Raw genomic sequence first — 17,616 nt, forward strand, 5'->3', positions numbered from 1 at the left:
CCCGCCCCTTCCACCGCGGTTAGTTTTGCGTCCCCATGCCGCGCCTCTTCCGCGTTCTGCTCACCCTGCCGCTTCTGCTGGTGGAGTTGCTGCTGGGCGTGGCCGTGGCCCTGCTGCCGCTGCTGTTGCTGGACATGCGGCTCACGCCACCGCTGGCGCCTGGTGAGGTGGCCGGGCTGCCCGAACGCATTCCGCTCGGCGATGGAGGCTGGCGCACGGCGAACGGCTGGCTGGCCCCCACGCCGGACGGGCTGTGGGAGGCCTACGTGCAGGGCGGTGACCTGGAGCGCGGGCTGGCCATCGGATCCCTGGCCCGCGAGCTGATCCACAAGCAGGAGGAGCTCTTCGTCCAGCGCATCAAGGTGTTGGTGCCCGATGAGGACAAGCTGGGCTGGCTGCGCCACTTCATCGGCTTCTTCAACCGGGACATCGAGGAGCATGTACCGCTGGAGTACCGTCGCGAGATCTACGGGGAAAGCCGCGCCTTCGACCCCGCCTTCGACATGATCGGCACCGGCTACGAGCGGGCGCTGAACTACCATGCGGCCCACGACATCGGTCACGCGTTGCAGGACCTGGCCTTCGTGGGCTGCACCAGCTTCGCCGCGTGGGGCGAACGCACGGCGGACGGCCAGCTGCTCATCGGCCGCAACTTCGACTTCCATCTGGGTGAGGAGTTCGCCTGCGACAAGCTGGTGCTGGCCATGCGTCCGGACAGCGGTCACCCCTTCGTCATCGTCACCTGGGCCGGCATGCTGGGCGCGGTGAGCGGCATGAACCTCGAGGGCCTCACCGTCACCATCAACGCCTCGCGTTCGGCCCTGCCCACCGGCGCACGCACACCCATCAGCCTGCTGGCACGCGAGATCCTGCAGCACGCAGCCACGGTGGAGGAAGCTATGACCATCGCCGCCCGCCGCGAGGTCTTCGTCAGCGAGAGCATCCTGGTGGGCTCGGCGCGGGACGGGCGGGCGGTGGTGATCGAGAAGGCGCCGGACGGCATGGGGGTGCACGATCCCGGCAACGGGCTGGTGGTGTGCGCCAATCACTACCAGAGCGAGACCTTCTTCGGCTCACCGGTGAACCAGGCCAACCTGCGCGAGAGCGACAGCATGGCCCGCTTCCGGCGGATGCGCGCCCTTACGGTCACCGGGCCGCCGCTCACCCCGGACGATGCGGCGCGCATCCTGCGCGAACGGCGAGGTCCAGAGGGCCAGGAGGTGGGCCTCGGCAACCCCATGGCCATCGACCAGCTGATCGCCCACCACAGCGTGATCATGCAGCCCGGCGACCGACGCCTCTGGCTGGGCACCGGCCCGTACACGCTGGGCGCCTTCCGCTGTTACGACCTGCGGACCATCTTTGCCCACGACACCCCCGCGGACGTGCCCCTTCATCGCCCCGAGACCCTGCCCGCCGACACGCTGCTCGGTTCACCCGCCATGGGCGACCTGGTGTGGCACCGGGCCATGCGGGCGGCGCTGCTGGAGCGGCGCATGACCGGACGCCCCTACAGGCTGAGCCCCGAGGACGAGGCGGCCTACGTGCGCACCGACCCCGATAACGCCATCACCTACAGCGACCTGGGCCTTTGGTACCAGGCGCTCGGTGACCCGGAGCGGGCCGCGGGCCATTTCCGCGAGGCCCTGGCACGGCCGGTGGCCAGCGTGGCCGAACGACGCGAACTTGAGAAGGCCCTGGCCGCATGCGACCCGAACTGATGCTGCCGCAGGGCCTCGATGCCGAGGCCGTCATCGCGCTACAGGGCCGGCTGCTGGGCGAGCATGTGCACCGCCTGGCCGAGCGGTCCCCGCACTACCAGCGGCTCTTCCACGATCTGCGTCTGCACCCCGGCGACATCCGCGGCGTGGGGGACCTGCACCGGCTGCCCTTCACCCGCAACACGGACCTGGAGGGGGCCGGTGAAGCGTTCCTGTGCGTGGAGCGACGCACGGTGATCGATCATGTGACCACCTCGGGCACCACCGGCAAGCCCGTGGCCCTGCTGCTGGACGAGCCCGACCTGGAGCGCCTCACGGCCAACGAGCACAACTCGCTGGTGATGGCCGGAGTGACGTCCGACGACGTGGTGCAGCTGATGACCACCCTGGACCGCCGCTTCATGGCGGGGCTGGCCTACTTCCTGGGTGCCCGTGCGCTCGGGGCGGGCGTGGTGCGTGTGGGCCCTGGGGCGGCGGCCTTGCAGTGGGACAGCATCCACCGCTTCGGCACCACCACGCTGGTGGCCGTGCCGAGCTTTCTGGTGAAGCTCATCGATCATGCACGAGCGCACGGCATCGACCCGGCCCGTAGCACGGTGCGCAGGGCGCTCTGCATCGGCGAGCCCATCCACGACCCGGAAGGTGGATGGAACAACCTGGGCCGGCGCATCAAGGAAGGCTGGGACATCGAGCTTCTGGGCACCTACGCCAGCACCGAGATGGCCACAGCCTGCACGGAAACGCGCGAGGGCAGCGGCCATGCCGTGCAGCCCCAGCTGATGCTGGTGGAGGTGCTCGATGAGCACGACCGGCCCGTGGCGCATGGCCAGGCCGGCGAGGTGGTCGTCACCCCCTTCCACGTGAGCGCCATGCCGCTGCTGCGTTACCGCACAGGTGATATCTGTGTGCGGTACGACGGGGCCATGGACGGCGGAGGTGGAGGACTGCACCTGGGCCCGGTGCTGGGCCGGCGCCAGCAGCGCCTGAAGGTGCGCGGCACCACGCTCTTCCCCGCGCAGGTGCTCGACGCCATCAACGCCATGCCGGTGATCCCTACCTTCGTCGTCGTCTGCACCACGGACGAACTGGGGGGGGACGACCTGGAGGTCCTGGTCGATCTGGAGGGTGATGCGTTGGTCTTCCTGCGCGAGCACCTGCGCGCCACGCTGCGGGTGGCGCCCCGGATGACCACCCTGCCCGGCGCGGCCATCGAGACCCTGAAGTGGCCGCGGGACAGCCGCAAGCCCCACCTGTTCATCGACCGACGCGACAAGCACCGCCACCAGCCATGAGAACACTCGGGTCCGCCCTGCTCCTCTTCACCCTGCTGCCTGCGGCTCACGCCCAGCAGAGCACCCTCGCCGACCTGCTGGCAGACAAGGTCGGTTTGACCTGGATCGGCGTGGATTACTCGGCCGCCAGGTTCACGCCGCGCTACGAGTTTGGACCGCTGGACCAGGCCGGTCCCACGTTCTTCAACCGCTGGAACATGCTCTTCGAGAGCGAATCGGCCAAGTACACGCCGTGCCCACATTTCAAAGTGAAGAACTGCGAGATGTTCACCAGTTATGTCGAGGATGTGAACATGGCCGTGACGGTGTCCGAAGTGTGGAACAAACCCGAGCTCCAGCCCGAGGGCGTGCAGGAGCTGGTGTCGCGGTACAAGACCGACGACCGGCCCGGCATCGGCATGGTGTACATCGCCATCATGTACGATGGCAAGGCCCTCAAGGGCGACTACTACGTCACCTTCTTCGACATGGCCACCCGACAGGTGCTTCACATCGAACGCGTGAGCGCCACCCCCGGTGGGGCCGGGCTTCGGAACTTCTGGGCCTCCACCGTGATCAAGGTGAACGAACAGCTCAAGGGCATCCGCAAGAAACTTCAGTGAACGTTGAACGGAACATGACGAAGATGGCACGAACGGCACGGCCGGATAGGGTGGCGCGCAAGGAACTGAGCGCCGTGGAGGCGAAGGCCGCCGCACAGCGCATCGCCTTCGGCCCGATGGTGTTCCAGGCCTGCTGGATCATGCAGCGCAAGGGGCTGTTCGATGCCCTGGCCCGTTCCGGCACCAACGGTCTCACCCGGGAGGAGATGGCCCGGGCCTCAGGGTTATCACCCTATGCGGTGATGGTGCTGACGGACATGGCGCTCACCGCCGAGGTGCTGGCGATGAAGGACGACCGGATGGTGCTGGCCAAGACCGGCGTGATGCTGGCCTTCGACGACATGACGCGGGTGAACATGGACTTCACCGGCGACGTGTGCTTCGCCGGTCTGGCGCACCTGGAGGAGGCGCTCGTGGAGGGCCGTCCCGCCGGGCTGAAGGTCTTCGGCGATTGGCCCACGGTGTACCAAGGGCTGGCCCATCTGCCGCAGCACGTGCGCAGCAGCTGGTTCCACTTCGACCATTTCTACAGCGACCATTCGTTCCCGCCGGCCCTGGAGATCGTGTTCCGCGACCAGCCGAAGGTGATGATGGACGTGGGGGGCAACACGGGCAAGTGGGCCTTGAGCTGCCTGCGCCACGATCCGAACGTGCGGATGATGGTGGTGGACCTGCCGGGCCAGCTGCGCGAGGTGGAACGCAACGTGAAGGCGGCCGGCTTCGGCGACCGCCTCACCACGGTGGCTGCCGACATGCTGGACCCCACGAGCACGCTTCCGGAAGGGGCGGACGCCATCTGGATGAGCCAGTTCCTGGACTGCTTCGGCGAGGACGAGATCGTGGCCATCCTGCGCAAGGCCCGCGCGGTGATGCGGCCCGGCATGCCGTTGTACATCATGGAGACCTTCATCGACCGGCAGCGGTTCGAGGCGGCGGCGTTCTCGCTGGCGGCCACCTCGCTCTACTTCACCGCCACCGCGAACGGGAACAGCCGCATGTACCGCGCCGAGCATTTCGCGCCGCTGGTCGCCGCCGCTGGTCTTCGCATCGCGAAGGAATTCGATGACGTGGGCCAGGGGCACAGCATCTGGCGCTGCGAGCTGCCCTGAGGCGTTGGAGCGATGGCTCGTCGCCGTGAACGGACCTCCCACTTCCGGCCATCGGCTTCCCGCCTCACGCCGCCGGCCGCATCGTCGCGGCCTGAGCAAAGGCATGGCCCCTCCACCTGAACCCCTCAGCGTCCTCTGCGCCTCTGCATGAAGGGCGCTCCTATCCCGCCGGCTGCCCCAGCTCCTGCTGCCGCTCCTCGTGAAGTGCTGCTTGGGCTGCGGAAAGCTCACCCCTTCACCACCACCTCCCCCCCGCCGGTCTCGCGCTGGATCTTCTCCACCAGGTAGCGCTTGCCCACCAGTTCCGCGCTGGTGACCACGCTGCTGACGGTGACGCCCAGGATGCCGTGCAGGTTGATGTTCTGCCCGGTGAGGAAGAGGTTGGGCACCTTGGTCCGGGGCGAGAGGTAGGTGCGCATCGGCGCGCTCGCCTCCTTCTGGATCCCATAGGTGGTCCCTTCCGGGCAGCCGATGTAGTCGCGGAAGGTGAGCGGGGTGGTGGTCCAGCGGCCGGTGATGATGTCACGCAAGGCGGGGTACCGCCGATGCACGTGCTCCAGCACCTCCTCCGCGGCGCGGCGCTTGAACGCCTCGTAGTCGGCATCGCGTGCGCCGGGTTCGGCCACGGTGCTGCGAGTGCCTGCCCAGCGAGCCACCGCCGCATAGGGCATGAAGGTCATGATCGAGACGGCGTCCACCGTGCCCCCACCGCCGTGCATGAGCGGCGTGAACAGCATGAACTGCCCGCGCTGGCCGCCGGATGCGGGATCCATCGGGGCCCACACGTCGTGGTCGGCGAAGTGGTAGTGGTTGTGGTCGTGGTACGGGAACGCACCGGGCCGCAGCGCCAGATGCACGCAAAAGGTGCCGATGGTGTTGTCCATCACCTTGACGCGGTTGCGGTAGGCGGGGCGCACGCCGTCGCCGTGGATCATGTCCAGCACCGCGGCCGGATGCACGTCGGCCACCACATGTCGGGCGGTGAACCGATCGCCATCCGCGGTATGCACGGCGCTGACGCCCATCGCGTCGGTGTCCAGCCGGGTGACGCGCTTGCGGGGCAGGATCACCGCACCGTGGGCACGGGCCTCGCGGGCGAGCAGCTTGGCGAGCTGCGATCCGCCGTCCACGCATCGCCAGGCGCTCTCGATGTAGGTGTTCAGCACCAGCGCGTGCATGTAGAAGGGCGTGCGGTCGCCACGGCCGGCGTGCAGTACGTTGGGCGCACCGAGCACGGCACGCAGCGCGGGATCGCGGGTCAACGAGGCGATGTGGTCGCGGGCGTTCACCTGGAGGGCCGGATCCTCCCATTCGTTGTGCTCGGCATAGCGCAGGTAGTAGAGGGGGAAGCGATCGCAGGTGGCGCGCACATCATCACTGAAGCGTTGGATGGCGGCTCGTTCACGCGGGAAGAGCTGCGTCAGCCGATCCACGAAATGCGCATGGCCCTGTGCGAGGGGGTGTTCCTGTGGATCGTCGCCGAACGTGATGCGGTCGAAGCCGTCCACGTCCATGCGGTGCAGCTTCAGGCCGTCGCGGATGCCGAGGTAGCGGAAGTAGCGGTCGAGGTTCTGGCCGGGCAGCAGACCGCCGAGGTAGTGCACCCCGGTGTCGAAGAGCCGCTTCTCCCGGCTGAACACCTGCAGGCTGCCGCCGAGCTGGCTGTTCTGTTCCAGCACGCACACGCTCAGGCCTTCGCGCGCCAGGATCACGGCACATTCAAGCCCGCCGAGCCCGGCGCCGATCACCAGCACATCGAAGGAGCGATCGCTGCTCATGCCGGCTTGTACAGGGCCGCCAGGGCGTTGGAGGTGATGCGGCCTTCGTCGACCCACTGCAGGCGCAGGCCGTGGGTGGCCGCCATGCGCTCCAGGTCCTTCCGGTCCATGAACGTGAGCGGTGCGGCCGTCTTGTTGAAGCCCAGAGCGGTGGAGAACCGCTCCGTCCAGCGGGTTCGCGCATGGCGTTGAGCATCGCCCGTGAAGCCATCGCGCACCACGATGACGCCGCCCGGTCGCAGGGCTTCCGCACAGGACCGCAGCAGATCCTCCTGCCGCGCCATCGGCAGGTAGTGCAGCACGTCCTTCAGGAGGTAGGCATCCGCCGGCGGTGGCCGCCAGGTGAGCAGGTCGACCTGCTGGAACCGCAGGTTGTCACCGCGCAGCAGGCCCTGCGTGGCCACGGCCACTTTCTCCGCGTCATGGTCCACCCCGAGCAGCCGGCGTTCCGGGGCGCTCCAGTGGAGCAGGAAAGTGAGCGGACCATAGCCGCAACCCAGGTCCACGATGTCGCCGGTGCGCGGCAGCAGCGCATGGATGCGTTCGTCCAGCCGGGCGTCGATGCGGGACTTGATGCGGATATACCACTCGAGCACGGGGCCTTTGTAGGTGAAGGAGCGCACGAGCTGGGCCCGGAAGAAGGTCGGGGTCTCGCGCGCCGCGCGCAGCGCGCCATGCTCCTGCCGGAACCAGGCGGTGATGGCCTTGGTGCGTTCGCGCAGCGGCTGCGGGAAGCGCGGGTCGTCCGGCATGATCGGCGGCAGCGTGCGCATGGTGATGGTGGAATCCTTCAGCATGGCGTCGCTTTTGGCCATGGCGTAGCCCACGCCATGCAGCAGCACCGGCACCAACGGAAGCCTGAGCTCCTGCGCCATGTGGAAGGCCCCCTTGTGGAATCGGCCGATGCGCCCGTCGAGGCTGCGCGTGCCCTCGGGGAACACCACCAGGCTCCAGCCGCGCTGCACGGCCTCGCGCACCCGCTCGGTGTTGGTGGTGATGTCGTCCTCGCTGCGCACGAAGCCCGTGAAACGCACGAAGGCCCCGAAGAACGGGGAGTTCCACACCCAGCGGTTGGTCATCATGATGGTGCGGGGGTGCACCATGAGCATCACCAGGATGTCCACGAAGGAGGCGTGGTTGGCGATCAGGATGGCGGGGCCGTTGCGCAGGGCGGGGCGGAAGTCCTGCACATCCTTGCGCACGTTGGCCATGACGTACACGAGCGACCGGGTGAAGATCATGAGCGAGCGGCCGAACACGCGGCGTTTGGTCTCCCGCGGGATGGGCGACACCGCCACCAGGGGCAGTACCGCGAGCTGCACCAGGCAGCCGGTCAGGAAGTAGGCGAAGGCGAAGAGGGAGATCAGCAGGGAGCGCAGGGTGAAGGGCAGCAGTCCCTTGGCCGCGCGGCCGGTGATCAGCCAGCGATACAGCACGGGCTGCACGGTGAGGGAGATCACCAGGATGCAGAGCATGCCCACCACGCTGAGCAGCGCGATGCTGCGCAGGGCGGGATGCTCGGCCAGGAGCAGGACGCCGGTGCCGATCACCGTGCTGGCCACGGAGAGCACCACCCCCGCGCGGATGGCGGGCAGGTCGTCGCTGCCATCGCGATAGCGGTTGAGGATGCCGCTGCTGGTGAACAGGCAGTAGTCGTCGCCGAGGCCGAAGATGAAGGTGCACACCAGCACGTTCACCATGTTGAACGGGATGTCGAACAGCCCGCAGAGGCCCAGGATCCAGATCCAGCTCAGCAACATCGGCAGGAAGGTGATCACGGCCAGTTCGATGCGCCCGTAATTGATCAGCAGCACGCCGAACACCAGCAGCGCGGTGATCCAGAGGACGCGCTGCAGTTCATCGCCCACCAGTGCCTTGAGCCGGTCGCCGAGCAGGCCGCGGTGGAGCACCTCGCTCGGCGTACCGGTGAGCAGGGCCTGCACCCGGGCCTCATCACCGGGCCGCACACGCGCCAGGGCCAGGCAGCGCACGCGACCGGTCGGAAGGTGCGTCACCGTGCCTTCCTCGAGCAGGGCCTTGGTGGCGCTGTCCACCGGAACGGGGGCCGCCCCGGCCAGGGCGCGCATCAGCGGGGCGAATGCATCGGCGGCGAAGCCCGCCCGGTCCGCCGCGTGCTCCATGCGTCGGCGGAATGCGGCGGTATCGTGCCGCTGCAGGACGTTCACCCACGCCGACCGGGCCAGCCGGCGCGCGTTGTCGGCCGGAAGAAGGTCCGTCGGCGACACCAGGGTGACGAAGGGCGCCGGTGACGCCATCCGGAGGCGGTGGACGGCCTCGCCCGTGGCCCGGCGGGCTCCCTCCTCCTCGTCCGCCTCGGTGACGATGAACACGGTCCGCAGGTCCCCCGGTGCACCGAACAGCCGCTCCCGCAGCTCGCGCATGGGGGCGGGCATGTAGCTCAGCCGCTCCGGGTCATCCTCGAAGCGCACGCGGTCCGTGAAGGGCCAGAGCGCCAAGGTGATCAGCAGCACCGCCAGCGGGCTCCAGGCCACTGCACGGCGACGCCACGCGGGGATCGGCCGCGGGACGGGCTCAGGTGCCGGGCGGGCAGGCCAGCGCACCGGCACATGGGGCAGCACCACCAGGGTGAACAGCGCGGCCGAGCCGAGCATCAGGGCGGCCATCAGGCCCAGGTCGCGCAGCAGGGGCGCCCCCAGGGTGCGCAGGGCCATGAAGGCGAGGATGGTGGTGGCGCACCCCAGCAGCAGCGGGGTGGCCACATCCTTCACGGTGCGCTCCACATCGCGGCTGTGGCGCAGGTGGGTGAAGTGATGGAGCGCATAGTCCAGCGCGATGCCCAGGAGGGTGGCGGAGACCCCGAGGGCGATGGAGGACAGCGTCGGGGCCGCCCAGGCGAGGATGCTCAAGGCGTTCAAGAGGCCGAAGGCGGCGGGCAGCAGCACCAGCAGGGGCATGCTCCACTTGCGGTAGTAAGCGAACAGCAGCAGCAGGAAGAGCGCCACGGAGATGCCGGTGGTGAGGCGCGAATCCGCGGCGATGCGCAGGTTATTGGCCCGGGCGATCGCAGCGGGACCGAAGACCTCGGCCTCTACGCCGGAGCCACAGGCCTCGGCCATCCGCAGACGCAGCTCATCCACCAGGCGGTCCAGGGCGGTGTCGGGAAGCTCGGGCCGAGGGCGAAGGAGAACGACCGCAGTGGATCCGCTGCGATCGAGCAGCACGCCCGAGGAGCCGTCCACCCCGCCGAGGTCCGAACGCGCGCGAAGGGCGTGCAGATGGCCGTCCAGCAGGTGGGCCGGGTCCCCCAGGATCAGCGGCTCCTGCACCAGACCTCCGGGCCCCAGAAGGCGTGCGCGCACGCCGCCCATGAGGCTGTCGAGCCCGCGGTCGTCGAGGGCCAGCAGGCGGGCCAATGCACTGGTGTCGGCGAAGGCGGGCAGGTCGCGCAGGGCCGCGTCCACAGCGGCGTCGAACCATTGCGGGTCCGGGGTGTTGTCGACCTGCATGAAGCGACCGGCACCGCCACTGGAGCGAACGGCCTGCACGAAGCGGTCCGAAGCGGCGATGGCACTGTCTGGCGCAACACCTTCCTCAGCGGTGAATCCGACCAGCGATCGGTCCGCGCCGGGCGCCGTGCCCAGCAGGGCCCGGAAGCGCTCCACCTGCGGGTCGCTGGGCAGGGCCTGGAACAGGTCGTTCACCAGCCGCAGGCGCGGGAGGGACAGCGCCACGAACACGGCCCAGGCCGCCAGAAAGGCCACCAACAGCCAGCGGCGATCTCGCAACATCCGGTACAACGCGCTGAACCCTGCTCCCATGCTCGTTCGTCACGCGGTCGCCACGGACCCGGCGAAATTAGACCGGTAGGTTAACTTTGCCCGCCTTTTCCCAACCCTTGCCCTTGACCGTGGACATCCGCCCCCGCACCGTGCGTGACCTGGACCTCGAGGCCTTCGTCGCCATCACGATGGGTGAGGGCACGCTCCGGCCCTCGCCGGATGACCTGGACGCCGCTGACCGTTCCTACGCCTTTCTGCAGGAGTTCGCCCGGGACAAGGTGATCTACGGCATCAACACCGGCTTCGGCCCGCTGGTGCAGTACCACATCCCCGAGGCGGACAGCGAGCGGCTGCAGTACAACCTGCTGCGGAGCCATGCCTCGGGCATGGGCGCCCCCCTGCCCGATGTGGCGGTGCGGGCCTGCATGCTGAGCCGGGCGATCACCTTTCTGCTGGGCTATTCGGGCGTGAGCCGGGCCGTGATCGACCAGCTGCTCACGTATCTGGAACGGGGCATCCACCCCACCATCCCGCAGCACGGCGGTGTGGGGGCCAGCGGCGACCTGGTGCAGCAGGCCCATATCGGCCTGGGCTTGATCGGCGAGGGCACCGGCACCTACAAGGGCCTGCGCCGACCGATGGCCGACATCCTCAAGGAAGCGGGCGTCACACCGCTGAAGCTGAGCATGCGCGACGGCCTGGCCATCGTGAACGGCACGGCCTGCATGAGCGGTCTCGGCGCGATCAACGTGCATCATGCGCGCCGGCTGGTGGACCGCGCCATCGCCATGGGCGCGCTGATCAGCGAGGTGGTGGGCGCCTACGACGACCACTTGAGCGACGTGCTCAACGGCGCCAAGCGGCACACCGGCCAGAACGTCGTGGCCGCCGGGCTGCGTGGCAGGCTGGAAGGCGCCGCGTGGACCAAGAAGCGCGAGGAGCACCTCTACAAGCAGCGCGACCGGTCGAACGGCAGCATGTTCGACCACAAGGTGCAGGAGCATTACAGCATCCGGTGCATCCCGCAGGTGCTCGGGCCCATCCACGACACCGTGGAGCAGAGCGCCCGCGCGGTCCATGACGAGCTCCTGAGCGTGGACGACAACCCGGTGGTGGACCACCGCACCGCCAGCGTATACCACGGGGGCAACTTCCACGGCGACCAGGTGGCGCTGGCCATGGACCAGTTGAAGCTGGCGGTGGCCAAGCTGTGCATGCTCACCGAGCGACAGCTGAACTTCCTGCTGAACGACAAGGTGAACGGCCTGTTCCCGCCGTTCCTGGTGATGGGCCGGCCCGGCATCGACTACGGGCTGCAGGGCATCCAGTTCACCGCCGTGAGCACCACGGCCGAGTGCCAGGCGCTCAGTACGTCGCTGTACGTGCATTCCATCCCCAACAACAACGACAACCAGGACATCGTGAGCATGGGCACCAACGCGGCCTGGATGGCGGCGCGGGTGATCGACAACACGGCGCAGGTGATGGCCATTCAATGCCTGGCCCTGGCCCAGGCGGTGGACATCGCGGGGGTGAAGGACACCCTGGCCCCCGCCAACCGGGCCTTCTATGAGGAGATCCGCGCGGTGGCCGGGCCGGTGATCACCGATGCGCCCAGCACGGCCATCCTGCACGACCTGCGCTCGCGCCTGCTGATCAACGACCTGTTCCCCGGATGAGCACCCCCCCCGAACGCTATGCCCTGGTCACCGGGGCCTCCCGTGGCATCGGCCGCGCGGTGGCCGTCGCGCTGGCCGCCGACCACGGGCTGCACATCCTGGTGAACTATGCCAAAGGGGCCGAGCAGGCGGCGGAGACCGCCCGCATGGTCCGTGCGCACGGGGTGAAGGCCGAGACCCTCGGCTTCGACGTCACCGACCGGGAGGCCGCGCACGCGGCCATCGCCGCTTGGACCGAAGCACATCCCGAGGCCCGCATCGACGTGCTGGTGAACAACGCCGGCATCACCAAGGACAATCTGTTCGTCTTCCTACAGCCCGAGGACTGGCACGCGGTGATCGACACCAGCCTGCACGGCTTCTTCAACGTCACCAGTGCGGTGATGCAGAAGATGGTCCGCCAGCGGTCGGGCCGCATCATCAATGTGGTGAGCGTCTCTGGTGCGAAGGGTGTGGCCGGGCAGACGAACTACAGCGCCGCGAAGGCCGCCATCATCGGCGCCACGCGCAGCCTGGCCCAGGAGGTGGCCAAACGGAAGATCACCGTCAACGCGGTGGCCCCGGGCTTCATCCGCACGGACATGACCAAGGACCTGCCGGTGGACCAGCTCAAGGGCATGATCCCCATGGAGCGCTTCGGCGAACCCGAGGAGGTGGCCCATGCGGTGTCCTTCCTGGCCTCACCGCGCGCCAGCTACATCACCGGCGAGGTGATCCACGTCAACGGCGGCATCCATTCCTGATCGCACTGTGGAACGCGTCGTCATCACCGGCATGGGGATCTGGTCCTGCCTCGGCAAGGACCTGGCGGAGGTGTCCGAGAGCCTGCGCATCGGCCGTTCGGGCATCGTGTTCGACCCGGTGCGCAAGGAGATGGGCTTCCGCAGCGCCCTTACCGGCAAGGTGGACATGCCCGACCTGAAGGCCGAACTGGGCCGCCGCCAGCGTGTGGGCATGGCCGAGGAGTGCTTCTATGCCTATGCGGCCACCGCGCAGGCCTTCCGGCAGGCCGGCATCATCGAGCAGACCTTCCTGGACCACGAGGTGGGCATCCTGTACGGCAACGACAGCAGTGCGATGGCAGTGGTGGAAGGGGTGGATGCCCTGCGGCGCAAGAAGGACACCACTCTCATCGGATCGGGCTCCATCTTCCAGTCGATGAACTCGACGGTGACGATGAACCTGGCCACGATCTTCCGGCTGCGGGGCATCAACTTCACCGTCAGCGGCGCCTGCGCCAGCGGTTCACACGCCATCGGCATGGGCTACCTGCTGATCAAGCAGGGGCTGCAGCGCATCGTGCTCTGCGGCGGTGCGCAGGAGGTGAACCCCATCGCCTTCTGCAGCTTCGATGGCATCTCGGCCTTCAGTGTGCGCGAGCAGGACCCCACGCGCGCCTCGCGCCCCTTCGACAAGGACCGCGACGGGCTCGTGCCCAGCGGGGGCAGCGCCGCCCTGGTGCTGGAGAGCCTGTCATCGGCCCTGGAGCGCGGCGCGCCGATCCTCGCTGAAGTGATGGGCTACGGCTTCTCCTCCAACGGTCTCCACATCAGCGACCCCGACCTCGATGGCCAGGTGCGCGCGCTGAACATGGCCCTGAAGATGGCCGGCATGGGCCCGTCCGATATCGAGTACATCAACGCCCACGCCACGTCCACACCCATCGGCGACCTGGTGGAGGCGCGCGCCATCGACACCGTGTTCGGCGCCCACCGCCCCCTGGTGAGCAGCACCAAGAGCATGACCGGCCACGAGTGCTGGATGGCCGGTGCCAGCGAGGTGGTGTACAGCGTGCTGATGATGCAGGGCGCTTACCTCGCCCCGAACATTAATTTTGAAGAACCCGATGAAGCTTCCGAGCGTTTGAACCTCGTGAGCCGTCCGATGGACAAGAGAGTGGACGTGCTGCTCTCCAACTCCTTCGGCTTCGGGGGGACGAACTCATCATTGATCATCAAACGCTACGCTAGCTGACATGAGCACCGTTGCGCAACGGGAGGAGATCGAAGCCCGCACCAAGGTGTTCCTGGTGGAGGAGTTCGAGGTGCAGGAGGACCTGATCCTGCCTCACGCCGACATGAAAGAGACCCTGGCCCTCGATAGCCTGGACTACGTGGACCTGGTGGTCGTGATCCAGGACAACTTCGGCGTGAAGCTCACCGCGGAGGATTTCCAGCGGATCGGCACCTTCCAGGATTTCTACGAGCACATTGAGCAGCGCATCGCCCGCGCCTGAGGACCGCCCTGCGGCCTGGCAGGGCCGCAGCCGGGGCACTCCGCTCGGCCACCGCATCTTCATCTTCCTCATCCGCCGTGTGGGCCTGTGGGCGGCGTATACGCTGCTGGTCCCCGTAGCCTTTTACTTCGTGATCGCCGCCCGCGCGCCCGGCCGTGCCTGGTCGCGCTACTACGCCCGCGTCCGTCCCACGGACCGCAGCCCCCGCTGGTGGGTCCTGTTCCGCGCCTATCACACCTTCGGAAAGCTGATCATCGACAAGGCGGCCGTCATGGCGGGCCTGAAGGACCGGTTCCGGACCGCGCACCAGGCCGGGGACACCCTTCAGCGCATCCTCGACGACGGTCGCGGGGGGTTGCTCATCAGCGCCCATGTGGGCAACTGGCAGATGGCCAGCTACATGCTGAAACGCTATCAGGGGCAGGTGAGCGTGGTGATGCTCGATGCGGAGGAGCAGGCCATCAAGCAGGCGCACGAGGAGGCCACCCAGGACAAGCGCTACGAGGTGATCGCGTTGAAGGACGACATGTCGCACTTGTTCCGCATCCGCGGGGCCCTGGCCGAAGGGCGGCTGGTGTGCATCCACGGCGACCGGTCCCTGGCCGGCGGCCGCACCGCGCGCATGCCCTTCCTGGGCGCAGAGGCCCCCTTCCCCTTGGGTCCGTTCGCCATCGCCGCCGCCTTCGACGTGCCGGTCTGCTTCGCCTTCGTGGTGCGCACAGGTCCCCGTGAGTACACCTTCACGGCCACCGACCCCCTGCCCCACGACCGCGATGCCAAGGTGCAGCTCGCCCGTTTCGTGGCCGCGCTGGAGGAGGTCGTACGGCGCCATCCCTTCCAATGGTCCAACTTTTATGAATTTTGGAGCGATGCCCCTGCCACTTCCCCGGGGCGAGGCCGTGCTTCGGTTCCTGCCGCACCGCCCGCCGATCGTACTGGTCGATGAGCTTGTCGCCTCCGACGGGGACACGCACACCACACGGCTCGTGGTGAGGGCGGACAACGTCTTCGCCGAGGAGGGCCTCCTGCTCGAGGCGGGCCTCATCGAGCATGTGGCGCAGAGCACCGCGCTGGGCACCGGATACGCCGCGGCCGGCGCAGGCGAGGGCGAACCCCCTGTGGGTTTCATCGGGGCGGTGTCGCGCCTGCGCATCGAACGGCTGCCCCGCATCGGAGACCTGCTGGAGACCACCGTGGCGATGCAGCACCGCTTGGCCAACGTGCAGGTGCTGCTGGGCACCGTGCGTGCGGCCGACGTGGTGATCGCCGAAATGGAGATGAAGGTGTTCCTGATGACCGGAGCCGATGGAGCCTGAACTGACCACCACCTGCGAGGTGCCCATCACCTTCGGCGACCTGGACCCCATGGGCATCGTGTGGCACGGCAACTATGTGAAGTTCATGGAACGTGGCCGCGAGGCCTTCGGCCATGCGCATGGGCTGGACGCCATGAAGATCTTCGACCTCGGCTTCACCACGCCCGTGGTGCGTACGGTGATCGACCACAAGGCCATGCTGGAGTACGGCGACATCGTGGAGATCACCACGGCCTTCGTCCCCCAGGCCGCGGCCAAGGTGGTGCTGCGCTACCGCATCCGGGCCAAGGGCCGCACCGCAGTGGCGGCGGTGGCCGAGACCACACAGGTGTTCCTGGACCGAGAGCGGAAGCTGCAGTTGATCCCCCCCCCCTTCTACCAGGAATGGAAACAGCGCCACGGGCTCCGGTGAACGACCCGATCGTCCTGGGAGCCCCCGGCTGCTTGACACCACTGGGCGCCACTCTGGAGGACAGCTTCGCAGCGATGCATGCGGGCCGGTGCGGCTTGCGGCCTGAACCGTTCCCCGGCAGTGATGCTCCGGTGCATGTGGGCCGGTGCGACGAGACCGCGCTCACCGGCGGGGGCCGCCGCGCCCAGCGCCTGCTGGGCGCGGCCGTGCGACAGACCATGTCCGGCCTGTCGCGCAGCCTGCGCACCCTGCCCCGCACCGCTTGGATCCTGGCCACCACCAAGGGCGACATCCGGGCCCTGGAGGAAGGGCGTCCCGAGGATGCGGAGCTGCCGTTGTTCGCCATGCGCACGGGCGTGGCCCTCGGCCTGCCGGGCACGCCCATCGTGGTGTCCAACGCCTGCGTCTCCGGCACGCTGGCGGTGCATCTGGCCGCTGGCATGATCCGGAACGGCGATGCGGACCATGTGCTGGTGACAGGGCTCGATGAGGCCACGGACTTCGTGCTTTCGGGCTTCCACTGCCTGCACGCCATCGCCAACGGGCCCTGCCGCCCCTTCGACGATGACCGTGACGGCATCTCCCTGGGCGAGGCCGCCGCTTCGGTGGTGCTCACGCGCGACCCGAGCCTCTTCCGCCACGGCCCCCTGGCCACCTACCTCGGAGGCGGAATGGGCAACGATGCCAACCACATCTCCGGCCCCTCCCGCACCGGCGAGGGCCTGGTGCGCGCCGTGCAGGGCGCGCTGGTCGATGCGGGGCTCGCGGTGGATGCGATCACCCATGTGAACGCGCACGGCACGGGCAGCGTGTACAATGACGGCATGGAGCACATCGCCTTCACCCGGCTGGGCCTCGGCCATGCTCCGGTGAACTCCTACAAGGGCTACTTCGGCCACACGCTCGGCGCCGCGGGCCTGGTGGAGGCCTTGGTGGCCGTGCATGCGCTGCGGCAGGGCGTGATGCTGCGCAGCCTCGGCGCCACCCGCTCGGTCACGCTGCCCGGCATCGATGTGCTCCATGAGCATCGCCACACCCAGGGCCGCACGCTGCTGAAGACCTCCTCGGGCTTCGGAGGCTGCAACGCCGCCATCGTGCTCCGCGCATGACGCCCATCGCCCACAGCCGCCTGTCCCCCGGGGTGTTCACCTTGGACGCGACGCTTCTCGCCGCGCCGTCAGGCCCCCCCGTTGAAGCGCTGCGCGCGGCGTACCAGGCCCTGGCGATGGACTACCCCAAGTTCCACAAGATGGACCTGGCCGCGAAACTGGCCGTGCTGGTGGCCGAGCCCGTGCTGCGCGTGGCGCGCGACCGCGGTGCCGACCTGGCCGAAGGCACGGCCGTGCTGGCCCTGAGCCGCAGTGGCAGCGGCAGCAGCGATGTGGAGCACTGGCGGATCCGGCAGGGGTCTGGGCTCGCCAGCCCGGCGGTCTTCGTGTACACCCTGCCCAACATCGGTGTGGGCGAGCTCACCATCCGCCACGGCATGCGCGGCCCTTCGCTCTGCCTGATGACTCCGGGCCCCGACAGCCCCGAAAGCGTGGTGGCGGCACGGCTGCTCCGCGACGACCTGCGGGTGCGGTGGCTGGTCTGCCTGTGGTCCGATATCTTCGCCGATCGTTTCGAGGCCCAGGCCGTGCTTTTCGGTCCGGATGCTGACCTGACGAACCAAGCCGACCTCACGACGTTATTCCCCAGCACTCCCTGACC

The 17,616-nt window shown here is 68.3% G+C and carries 15 protein-coding genes; 13 read left to right on the forward strand and 2 right to left on the reverse strand.

From position 1 onward, the window contains the following. The first annotated feature begins 35 nt into the window (after nucleotides 1–35). From IPJ87_09985 to IPJ87_10000, 4 genes are all read left to right on the forward strand, one after another. Entirely contained in the window at nucleotides 36–1,721 is a 1,686-nt protein-coding gene (locus IPJ87_09985) for a hypothetical protein (protein ID MBK7942183.1), read from the forward strand. Beyond that, nucleotides 1,706–3,013, forward strand: a complete 1,308-nt coding sequence (locus IPJ87_09990) for an AMP-binding protein (GenBank protein ID MBK7942184.1) — start codon at nucleotides 1,706–1,708, stop codon at nucleotides 3,011–3,013. Before IPJ87_09985 ends, IPJ87_09990 begins: the two co-directional genes overlap by 16 nt. Further along, nucleotides 3,010–3,615 carry a hypothetical protein gene (locus IPJ87_09995; protein MBK7942185.1) on the forward strand — a complete coding sequence of 202 codons (606 nt, stop codon included), beginning with the start codon at nucleotides 3,010–3,012 and terminating at the stop codon, nucleotides 3,613–3,615. The genes IPJ87_09990 and IPJ87_09995 overlap by 4 nt, the downstream gene beginning before the upstream one ends. 65 nt (nucleotides 3,616–3,680) lie before the next feature. Next, a complete protein-coding gene (locus IPJ87_10000) occupies nucleotides 3,681–4,724 on the forward strand; it encodes a methyltransferase domain-containing protein (protein ID MBK7942186.1) in 1,044 nt (347 codons plus the stop codon). Nucleotides 4,725–4,951: 227 nt separating this feature from the next. Here IPJ87_10000 and IPJ87_10005 read toward each other — a convergent pair whose 3' ends face one another. Together IPJ87_10005 and IPJ87_10010 are read right to left on the reverse strand one after the other, a co-directional pair. After that, nucleotides 4,952–6,502 carry an NAD(P)/FAD-dependent oxidoreductase gene (locus tag IPJ87_10005; protein MBK7942187.1) on the reverse strand — a complete coding sequence of 517 codons (1,551 nt, stop codon included), beginning with the start codon at nucleotides 6,500–6,502 and terminating at the stop codon, nucleotides 4,952–4,954. Beyond that, a complete protein-coding gene (locus tag IPJ87_10010; protein MBK7942188.1) occupies nucleotides 6,499–10,272 on the reverse strand; it encodes a 1-acyl-sn-glycerol-3-phosphate acyltransferase in 3,774 nt (1,257 codons plus the stop codon). The genes IPJ87_10005 and IPJ87_10010 overlap by 4 nt, the downstream gene beginning before the upstream one ends. A gap of 119 nt (nucleotides 10,273–10,391) precedes the next feature. Here IPJ87_10010 and IPJ87_10015 point away from each other — a divergent pair, with 119 nt between their 5' ends. Genes IPJ87_10015 through IPJ87_10055 form a run of 9 tightly spaced genes read left to right on the forward strand, consistent with a single transcriptional unit; the run spans nucleotide 10,392 to nucleotide 17,614 of the window. Then, on the forward strand, nucleotides 10,392–11,942 hold the full coding sequence (locus tag IPJ87_10015; protein MBK7942189.1) for an aromatic amino acid lyase: 1,551 nt from the start codon (nucleotides 10,392–10,394) through the stop codon (nucleotides 11,940–11,942). After that, the gene (gene fabG / locus IPJ87_10020; protein ID MBK7942190.1) at nucleotides 11,939–12,685 is read left to right on the forward strand and encodes a 3-oxoacyl-ACP reductase FabG; all 747 of its coding nucleotides are present in this window, start codon (nucleotides 11,939–11,941) and stop codon (nucleotides 12,683–12,685) included. The genes IPJ87_10015 and fabG overlap by 4 nt, the downstream gene beginning before the upstream one ends. Before the next feature lie 7 nt (nucleotides 12,686–12,692). Then, nucleotides 12,693–13,916: a beta-ketoacyl-[acyl-carrier-protein] synthase family protein gene (locus tag IPJ87_10025; GenBank protein MBK7942191.1), complete on the forward strand. Its 1,224-nt coding sequence runs from the start codon at nucleotides 12,693–12,695 to the stop codon at nucleotides 13,914–13,916. A gap of 1 nt (nucleotide 13,917) precedes the next feature. Then, on the forward strand, nucleotides 13,918–14,178 hold the full coding sequence (locus tag IPJ87_10030; protein MBK7942192.1) for an acyl carrier protein: 261 nt from the start codon (nucleotides 13,918–13,920) through the stop codon (nucleotides 14,176–14,178). Then, on the forward strand, nucleotides 14,153–15,124 hold the full coding sequence (locus tag IPJ87_10035) for a hypothetical protein (protein ID MBK7942193.1): 972 nt from the start codon (nucleotides 14,153–14,155) through the stop codon (nucleotides 15,122–15,124). The genes IPJ87_10030 and IPJ87_10035 overlap by 26 nt, the downstream gene beginning before the upstream one ends. Before the next feature lie 40 nt (nucleotides 15,125–15,164). Then, a complete protein-coding gene (locus IPJ87_10040; GenBank protein ID MBK7942194.1) occupies nucleotides 15,165–15,494 on the forward strand; it encodes a 3-hydroxyacyl-ACP dehydratase in 330 nt (109 codons plus the stop codon). Then, on the forward strand, nucleotides 15,484–15,906 hold the full coding sequence (locus IPJ87_10045) for an acyl-CoA thioesterase (protein MBK7942195.1): 423 nt from the start codon (nucleotides 15,484–15,486) through the stop codon (nucleotides 15,904–15,906). The genes IPJ87_10040 and IPJ87_10045 overlap by 11 nt, the downstream gene beginning before the upstream one ends. Beyond that, a complete protein-coding gene (locus IPJ87_10050; protein ID MBK7942196.1) occupies nucleotides 15,879–17,015 on the forward strand; it encodes a beta-ketoacyl synthase in 1,137 nt (378 codons plus the stop codon). Before IPJ87_10045 ends, IPJ87_10050 begins: the two co-directional genes overlap by 28 nt. Next, nucleotides 17,012–17,614: a hypothetical protein gene (locus IPJ87_10055; protein MBK7942197.1), complete on the forward strand. Its 603-nt coding sequence runs from the start codon at nucleotides 17,012–17,014 to the stop codon at nucleotides 17,612–17,614. Before IPJ87_10050 ends, IPJ87_10055 begins: the two co-directional genes overlap by 4 nt. Nucleotides 17,615–17,616: the final 2 nt, after the last annotated feature.

The organism is Flavobacteriales bacterium (assembly GCA_016713875.1).
Classification (GTDB): domain Bacteria; phylum Bacteroidota; class Bacteroidia; order Flavobacteriales_F; family PHOS-HE28; genus PHOS-HE28.